The 8,163-nt window shown below is 74.4% G+C and carries 6 protein-coding genes and 1 pseudogene; 6 read left to right on the top strand and 1 reads right to left on the bottom strand.

The features are described from left to right. Window positions 1-233, top strand: a pseudogene (locus KBX39_RS16120) (NADH pyrophosphatase); the annotation flags it as partial. Here KBX39_RS16120 and KBX39_RS16115 read toward each other — a convergent pair. After that, window positions 130-1,398 carry a polysaccharide biosynthesis protein gene (locus KBX39_RS16115; protein WP_210871316.1) on the bottom strand — a complete coding sequence of 423 codons (1,269 nt, stop codon included), beginning with the start codon at window positions 1,396-1,398 and terminating at the stop codon, window positions 130-132. The pseudogene KBX39_RS16120 and the gene KBX39_RS16115 overlap by 104 nt on opposite strands. Window positions 1,399-1,567: 169 nt before the next feature. On the opposite strand from KBX39_RS16115, the gene KBX39_RS16110 reads away from it, so the two are divergent. From KBX39_RS16110 to KBX39_RS16090, 5 genes are all read left to right on the top strand, one after another. Next, window positions 1,568-3,307, top strand: coding sequence for a hypothetical protein (locus KBX39_RS16110; protein WP_210871314.1), 1,740 nt, complete (start codon window positions 1,568-1,570; stop codon window positions 3,305-3,307). A 41-nt stretch (window positions 3,308-3,348) separates the two neighbouring features. Continuing rightward, entirely contained in the window at window positions 3,349-3,510 is a 162-nt protein-coding gene (locus tag KBX39_RS16105) for a hypothetical protein (protein WP_157539048.1), read from the top strand. Window positions 3,511-3,519: 9 nt separating this feature from the next. Continuing rightward, window positions 3,520-4,344 (top strand): glycosyltransferase, encoded by an 825-nt coding sequence (locus tag KBX39_RS16100; RefSeq protein WP_064446837.1) that lies wholly within the window; start codon window positions 3,520-3,522, stop codon window positions 4,342-4,344. Further along, window positions 4,341-5,789: a glycosyltransferase family 4 protein gene (locus KBX39_RS16095; RefSeq protein ID WP_210871312.1), complete on the top strand. Its 1,449-nt coding sequence runs from the start codon at window positions 4,341-4,343 to the stop codon at window positions 5,787-5,789. The genes KBX39_RS16100 and KBX39_RS16095 overlap by 4 nt, the downstream gene beginning before the upstream one ends. A gap of 47 nt (window positions 5,790-5,836) precedes the next feature. Then, a partial coding sequence (locus KBX39_RS16090) for a DUF3367 domain-containing protein (RefSeq protein ID WP_210871310.1) occupies window positions 5,837-8,163 on the top strand: 2,327 nt, incomplete at its 3' end.

Here is an 8,163-nt window from a genome sequence, read left to right as displayed (position 1 = left end):
TCACCGACGTGGTCTACCAGGGGTCGCAGGCGTGGCCGTTTCCCGCCGGGCTGATGGCGGGTTTCCGGGCTGTCGCCGTGTCCGAGGAGGTCCGGGTCGACGGGGTGGAGTTGCTGGCGGCGCGCTGGTTCAGCCGGGCGGAGCTGCGGGCGCGGGTCGCGGCAGGGCGGCCGCTGGGCCGGGTGGACTCGATCGATCACCGGCTACTGGGCGACTGGCTCGCGGAGGGCTGAACACCATCACCAGCGCGGTTCCCGCGGCGGTGGCGAGCGCGCACCACATGATGCCCTGGAACGTGCGGGGCGCGACGGTGGTGGTGAGCACGGCCAGGACGGCCGCGGCGACCCAGAGCGGCGCGGACGGCCAGCGCGCGCCCGCCGCGATCTTCGCGTTGACGGCCGCGAAGATCAGTGCGTAGAGCGCGCCGGTGGCGGCGAAGAACGGGGCGTACCTCCCCAGGGACGTGTAGTCCTCGCCGCCCACCAGCCGGAACGCGAACCCGCCGGCCAGGGCCGAGGCGGCGACGAGCACGACGCCGCAGCCGGCGACGATGGCGAGCACGACGGTACGGACCCGGTTGTCTCCCACGGCGAGCCGGGGCAGCGCCAGCACCACGATCACCTGGGGGGCCCAGAGCGCGCCCTTGGTGAGCACGGTTCCGACCGCGTACGCCCCGGAGTCGGCGGGCGAGAGCAGCTGGCGGGCGAAGATCAGGTCGGCGTACGACACCGCGAGCATCGCCAGCGCGGCGGTGCCGGCGCTCGCCACCTGCCGGATCCGCATGGTGGCGGCGACGTCGTTCCCGACGGGCCGGTCGGGGCGGGCGATCCAGGCCAGCGCCGGTAGCACGAGCCAGGCGGTGAGCATGCCGGCGAGCAGGGTGACCACGACGTCGGCGTCGAGGACCAGCGCGACGATCATGCCGCCGTACCGCCCGAGCGCCACCACCCCCATCGCCCAGGCGAGACGGACGAAGCGTTGCTCACCCTGCAGTTCGCCGAGCCACCGGGCGGCCAGGACGACAGCGACAGTGGTGCCGGCGACCAGCGCCACGACGGTCGACGACAGCCGCAGACCGGTGATCATCAGCGGCGCGGCCACGACGACGGCGCCGCCGGCGACCGCCGTGGTGACGAGGCTGACCCGGTGCGTCGGCGCGCCGGGGTGGCGGGCCCGGTGCACAGCGACCGCCATCTGCAGCCCCACGCCGGCGACGCCGGCGATCGCGACGAGGGCCAGCGTCGTGGCGAGGACGCTCAGCTCCTCGACCGGCAGGTACCGGGCGCCGAGCATGGGCAGCAGGTAGGCGAGCCCGTTCGTCGCCATCGCGGCGACCGCGACGGCCGCGCCGGCGGTTCCCAGGCGGCTCGCGCCGGGCCCTGCCGTGGTCTCTGTCATCGCGCCTCATGTCGGTGTCGCCGGTGGAACGGGTTCGCCTCGAACCTCGCGTCGTCGTCGCGGCTCGCTCGTCGACGTCGTGAGGCAAGCTACCGTCCGTACTCGCCCTGTGCCTAGAGTGCTGTCCGGAGCCCCGGGTGCGACGTCGGGCCCGCTTCCGTCCAGGTTCATGGGGGTCCGTGTGCGTCGAGCGTCACCGAGCTTCGGTCCGGCGCTGTCGCGGGCCGCCGTCGCGCTGCGCCGCTGGTGGCCGGAGACGGCGCTCGGTGTCGGCGTGGTCGTCGCGATCCTCGGCCCGGTGCTGCGCCGTGGCTTCGTCCTCCGGTACGACCTGGTGTTCGTGCCGGACCCGCCGTTCGGCGCGGTGGTCTGGGGCAGCGGCTCCGAACTGCCGCGTGCGGTACCGAGCGAGCTGCTCGCGGTCGGGCTGTCGCAGGTCGTCCCGGCAGACGTGGCCCAGAAGGTGCTCCTGGCCGGCTGTCTCGTCCTGGCCGCGGTGGGCGCGGCGCGGCTGGCGCCCGTCGGTCATCCGCTGGCGCGGGGCGCCGCCGGGCTCGCGTACGTCTGGAACCCCTGGGTGTACGGGCGGCTGCACCTCGGGCAGTGGGCGGTGGTGGCGGGGTTCGCGGCGTTGCCCTGGGCGTTCGCCTGGGTGCTGGGGGTGCTCCGGCCGCCGCCCGAGGGCACCGGCCCGGGGCGGCGTTCCGCAGTGGCCGGAGGGGCCGCGGTGGTGCTGGGCGGCCCGGCGATGGTGCTGGCGGCGGTGTTCGCCTGTGCCCCGGCGCTGGCTCTGGCGCGCCGGTGGCGGGCGTTTGTGGCGGGGGCGGCGACGTTGGCCGGCCTGACCGCTCCGTGGTGGCTCGCGCTGGTGAGCCGGGGCGGCGCCGTCGACGTCGACGAGCGGGGGGTGGCCGCGTTCGCGGTCCGCGCGGACACGCCACTCGGCGTGCTCGGCAGCGTCGCGACTCTGGGCGGCGTGTGGAGCCGGAACGCCGTGCCGGTCGGCCGGGACCAGTGGGCGGTCGCCCTGATCGCGCTGGCGCTGGCCGGCGCGGCGCTGTGGGGATACGTGCTTACCCGTCGCCGCTGGCCGTCGGCGGCCTGGTGGGGTCTGCTCGCCGGCGCGGTGCTGGGCACTGTGGTCGCGGTGGCGCCGGCGTGGCCGCTGGGCGCGCAGTGGATGGTCGCGCTGGTCGAGCACGTTCCGCTGGCCGGCGCGGTCCGGGACGGCACCCGGCTGCTCGCTCCGCTGGCACTGGTGCAGGCGGTGGGTCTCGGGATGCTCGTGGAGTCGCTCGTGACGACCGGCGCCCGGGCGCTGGCCCCGCTGCTGGTGGTCGCTCCGGTGCTGCTCATGCCCGGTCTGGCGTGGGGTCTCGGTGGTCAGTTCGACACGGTGCGGTACCCGGCGGAGTGGGCGGCGGTGCGCGCCGAGGTGAACCGGGATCCGGCCGGGGGCACCCTGGTGTCGCTGCCCTGGTCCTCGTTCCGGGCCTATCCGTGGGCGGGGAACGTGCCGCTGCTCGATCCGGCCTCGCGGGCGTTCCGCCGGCCGGTGGTCGGGGACCAGGACGTGCTGGTCGGCCAGGACCGGATCCGTGGGGAGAGCCGGGAGGCGGACCGGGTGGCGGCGGCGTTGGCGGCGCCGGGTGATCCGGGACCGGATCTGCGCCGGCTCGGGGTGCGGTATGTGCTCGTGCAGACGGACCAACCGGACGCCGCGCAGGTGGAGGGCCGGTTCGTGAGCGCCGAGCTGGTCCGGCGGGACGGGGCATTGACGCTGTTGCGTCTGCCGGATTCCGATTTCTCCGGCTCGTCCGGTCGCATCGGCATAATGCCGGTCCTGGGGTATTCGGTACTGGGGGCCACCCTGGTGATCGCCCTTTCGCACCGGGTCAAGCGGCAGTGACGCATGTTACTCTTCGGTACCTTTTTCCGAAGGGATCATCGATGAAGGCATCCTTCAATCCCCTCCTCACCGCGGTAGTCGCCGCGGCGGTGGGTGCCGTGCTGGGAATCCTGGCCGTCTCGATCGGGGCGTCCACCCTCGGCAACAGCAACAGCAAGCCAGCGAGCGTGGAGCAGCCCATCATCGTGTACGGCGAGCGCTGACGGTGCGGCATGGAGGTCCCCCCTCCTGACGTCTCGTCAGAACTGGTCGTACTCGACGTCGTGGTGCCCGCGTACAACGAGGCGCTCCGGCTGCCCGACACCCTGGTCCTGCTCCGGGCGGCGCTGGCCGAACTCGGTGTGCCCTGCCGGGTCACCGTGGTGGACAACGCCAGCGACGACGGGACGAGTGCCGTGGTGGTGAACGCGCCGCCCGGCCCGGTTCCGGTCCGCCTGCTCTGGTGCGGCGAACCGGGCAAGGGCTTCGCGGTGCGTCGGGGTGTGCTGGCCAGCGACGCCCGTTACGTAGGCTTCTGTGACGCCGATCTGGCCACCGCGCCGGCCGCTCTCGCCCAGGTGCTCAATCTCCTGTACGACGGCGCGGACGCGGTGGTCGGGTCGCGGGCCCACCCCGAGTCGGTCGTCGAGGAGCGGCACAGCGTGCTGCGACGCTGGGGCGCGGTGGCGTTCCGGGGCGCGGTCCGGCAGGTGGTGCGCGGCGTCAGCGAGACGCAGTGCGGGTTCAAGTTCTTCCGCAACGACGTCGCCCGGCGGGTCTTCGCGCCCCTGCGGTGCGGTGGATTCGCGTTCGACGTCGAGGTGCTGGGCCGCGCCGAGCGGGCGGGCGCCCGCCTGGTGGAGATTCCGGTCAGCTGGGTGGACGTACCCGGCTCCCGCTTCTCACCGGTCCGGCACGGCTGGCAGAGCTTCGTGGACGTCGCGAAGATCAACTGGTGGCTCCGTGGCGCCGACGTCGCCCCGGTGATGCCACTCGTCACGCTTCCGGTCACGCCGGACGTCACCGGCGGCACGGCCGCCGTTGGAATGCGGCCGTGAGTGTCGGAACACCCTCTACCGACGCGGCACCCACCACCGACGCCACCGTGGTGGGCCGCCGGGTCGTGGTGCTCAACTGGAAGGACCCCTGGCATCCTGACGCCGGGGGCGCCGAGGTGTACGCCTGGCAGGTCGCCCGCGACCTGGTGACCGCCGGCGCGGAGGTCACCTTCGTCACCGCGCGCCCGAACGGGCAGCCCGGCGACGAGGTCCGCGAGGGCATCCGGATCGTCCGTACCGGCGGCCGGTGGACCATCTACCCCCGGGTGCTGGGCTGGCTGGCGCGCCACCGCCGGCAGTTCGACGCGGTGGTGGACTGCCAGAACGGCATCCCGTTCTTCAGTCCGGCGGTCCTGCCGGCGGCCGTGCCGGTGATCTGCGTGATCCACCACGTGCACGACCGGCAGTTCCGGTTGTACTTCGGCCCGGTCGTGGGTCGCTTCGGCGCCTGGCTGGAGGGACCGGTCGCCCGGCGCGTCTACCGCCGCGCGGTGACGCTCGCGGTCTCCCCCTCGACGGCGGTGGCGATCCGGGAGCGGCTGCGCTGGACCGGCCCGGTGGTCGTGGCGCCCAACGGCGCCGACGCGTCCCGGCCGGCCGCCGCGGGCGTGACCCGCGCCGACCGGCCACGTGTCGTCTGCGTCGGCCGGGTGACCCGGCACAAGCGGGTGGACCTGGTGATCGACGCCGTGGCCCGGCTCCGGGCGGAACGGCCCGACCTGCGTCTGGACATCGTCGGTGGTGGGCCGGACGTGGCGAGCGTCCGCCGGCTGGTCGACGAGCGTGGACTGAACGACATGGTCACCGTGCACGGCCACCTGCCCGCCGCCGAGCGGGACGCCCTGCTGGCCGCCGCCTGGTTGCACGTCTCCGCCTCGTGGGGTGAGGGCTGGGGTCTCGTGGTGGTGGAGGCGGCCGCCGCCGGGCTGCCCACTGTCGCCTTCGACGTGGACGGGCTGCGCGACGCGGTCCGGCCGGGCCGTACCGGATGGTTGGTCGACGAGGGTGAGGATCCGGCGCAGAACCTGGCCGCCGGCCTCGACCGCGCGCTGGACTCCCTGGCGACGCCCGGAGAGCCGGACCGGATGGCCGCGGAGTGCCGGCGGTGGAGCGGCTCGTTCCGCTGGACCGACACCGGCCGGCGGGTGCGTGCGGTCCTCGGGGATCTGCTGACGCCGCGCCCGCTGCCCTGGGCCGCCGGGAACACGTCGGTGGTGGTCCGGACCGACCAGCCGGAACGCCTTCTGGCCCGGGTGGCGCCGCTCCTGCCGCGTACCCGGCACGTCGCGATCGACGGGCAGAACCTGCTGCTCCTGGTGCCGGCCGCCGAGCCGGCCGCCGTCCGGCAGGCGCTGCTGCGGGCCGGGGTCGCAGCCGACGACATCGACGAGCGGAACGCCGGAGCGGACGAACTGCTCACCGGCGTTCCGGTACGGCAGTGCTGACCGCCTGGTCGACCGCTCGCCGTACCCCCGGAATTCCGAGCGCCACGGTGTCCCTGGCGGTGTGGCGCCTGCGCGAGCTGCTGGTCTGTCTCGCGCTGATCGGTCTCTGCGTCACCCAGGAGCCCGGGCTCATCGTGCCCGAGACGAAGCTGGACATGGCCCTGGACCCGGGCGGTTTCCTCGCCCGCGCGGCTCACCTGTGGACCGGGGACTGGCAGTTCGGCACGCTCCAGAACCAGGCCGTCGGCTACTTCTTCCCGATGGGCCCGTTCTTCCTGCTCGGTGAGGCGGTGGGCCTGCCGGCCTGGCTGGTCCAGCGGCTCTGGATGGCGACCCTGCTCTGCGTCGCCCTCACCGGCGTGGTGCGCCTGGCGCGCGCCCTCGACCTCGGCGGTCCGGGATCGCGTCTGGTGGCCGGCGCGATCTTCGCGCTGTCCCCCCGGGCGCTGTCCCTGGTCGGCACGGTCTCGCTGGAACTGCTGCCGTACTGCGTCGCCCCCTGGGTCCTGCTGCCACTGGTCAAGGGGGCCGCGGGCGGTTCGTTGCGGCGGGCCGCGGCGCTCAGCGGGCTCGCTGTGGTCTGCATGGGCGGCGCGAACGGCGCGGCCGTCGCGTGCGCCGTGCTGCCGGCGTTCCTCTACGTGGTGACCCGTGCGCCCGGCCGGCGGCGGATCCGCCTGCTGGCGTGGTGGACGGTGGCGATGGTGGCGGCCACCTTCTGGTGGCTGGTGCCGCTGCTGTTGCTGCAGCGCTACGGGTTCCCGTTCCTCCCGTACACCGAGAGCGCGGCGGTCACGACCAGCGTGACGTCGCTCCCGTCGGCGGTACGCGGCAGCACCCACTGGGTGGGTTACCTGGCCGTCGACGGCGTGCCGTGGTGGCGCGCGGGATGGGCGCTGGTCACCACCCCGTGGATGATCGTGCTCACCGCCCTGATCGCCTGCGTCGGCCTGGCCGGGCTCGCCCGTCGGGACCTGCCGGAGCGGCGGTTCCTGCTCGTCGGCGCGCTGGTCGGCCTGCTGGCCCTGACCGCGGGGAACCTGTCGACCGGGGGCGCCGCGTTCGCGTCGCCGATGCGTGAGTTGCTCGACGGTCCGCTCGCCGCCCTCCGCAACCTGCACAAGTTCGACGTCGTGATCCGCCTGCCGCTGGCGCTGGCCGCCGCGCACATGCTGGACACGGTCGGCCGGATCGCGCTCATCCGCCGCTTCACGCGCCCCACGAACATGGCGCCCCGGCGGGTGGCGCTGGGCGCGACCGCCGCCGCGCTCGTGGCGGTGACCAGCGGCGCCGGGATGGCGGGACTCGCTCCGGGCGGCGGCTTCCACGCGCTGCCCGAGCACTGGCGGCAGGCGACCGGGTGGCTCGACCGGCACGCCGGGCCGGGCACCACCCTGCTGGTTCCCGGCTCCAACTTCGCCGAGTACAACTGGGGACGTCCGCTGGACGAGCCGGTGCAGCCGCTGCTGGACTCGCCGTGGGCGGTGCGGGCGCTGGTGCCGGGCGGATCGGCTGGCAACTCGCGGCTGCTCTCCGCGATCGACGAGCGGCTCGCCTCGGGCACCGCCTCGCCCGGACTGGCCGACGTGCTCAGCCGGCTCGGCGTGCGCTACCTGCTCGTCCGCAACGACCTCCGCCAGCCGGTCGGCGGCATCGCCTGGCCGGTCCTGGTACACCGCACGCTTGACAGCGCACCGGGCCTGTTCCGGGTCGCCGCGTTCGGCCCGGCGTCCGGGGTGAAGCCCGACCTGAACGGGGCGTGGGACTACGGCCTGCACGAGCCGTACCCGGCGGTGGAGATCTACGAGGTGGACCGGCCGACGCCCCGGGCCACGCTGACCGACGCCGCGCTGCCGCTCAACCTGGTCGGCGCGCCGGAGACGTTGCTGGACCTCAGCGACGCCGGTGTGCTGGGCAACCGGCCGGTGATCCTCGACGGCGATCCCCCGCTGGTCAGCGACGGCGGCACCGTGCTCGCCGACAGCCTCCGGGACCGGGAGGTCGACTTCGGTCTGGTCCGGGGCAACACCTCGCGGACCCTGACCGAGCAGGACCCGACCCAGTTGGAGCGCCTGGAGCACGACATCCTCGACCCGGCGTGGCGGTCGTCGATCACCTCCTCGGCGTACGCCGGGGTGGCCGACGTCCGGGCGTCGTCCAGCGCGGCGGACGTCACCGGTCCGGCCGGGCTGCGCGACCCGTCGGCCACACCCTTCGCCGCGGTCGACGGCGACATCGGCACCGCGTGGTTGTCCGACGGCGCGCGCAAACCGGTGGGCCAGTGGGTCGAGCTGCGCTTCGCCGACCCGATCGAGGCCGGCTCGGTGGAGGTGCAGGTGATGGGCGACGAGGTGATCGGCGCGCCGGTCACTTC

Source organism: Micromonospora sp. D75, from assembly GCF_018070405.1.
Classification (GTDB): domain Bacteria; phylum Actinomycetota; class Actinomycetes; order Mycobacteriales; family Micromonosporaceae; genus Micromonospora; species Micromonospora chalcea.
This window is presented reverse-complemented; position numbering and strand designations above follow the sequence as displayed.

Bases quoted from the DNA above. Each gene is read 5' to 3' on its own strand.
- KBX39_RS16115 (WP_210871316.1), bottom strand. From the start codon at position 1,398: ATGACAGAGACCACGGCAGGGCCCGGCGCGAGCCGCCTGGGAACCGCC.
- KBX39_RS16100 (WP_064446837.1), top strand. From the start codon at position 3,520: ATGGAGGTCCCCCCTCCTGACGTCTCGTCAGAACTGGTCGTACTCGAC.
- KBX39_RS16105 (WP_157539048.1), top strand. From the start codon at position 3,349: ATGAAGGCATCCTTCAATCCCCTCCTCACCGCGGTAGTCGCCGCGGCG.
- KBX39_RS16110 (WP_210871314.1), top strand. From the start codon at position 1,568: ATGGGGGTCCGTGTGCGTCGAGCGTCACCGAGCTTCGGTCCGGCGCTG.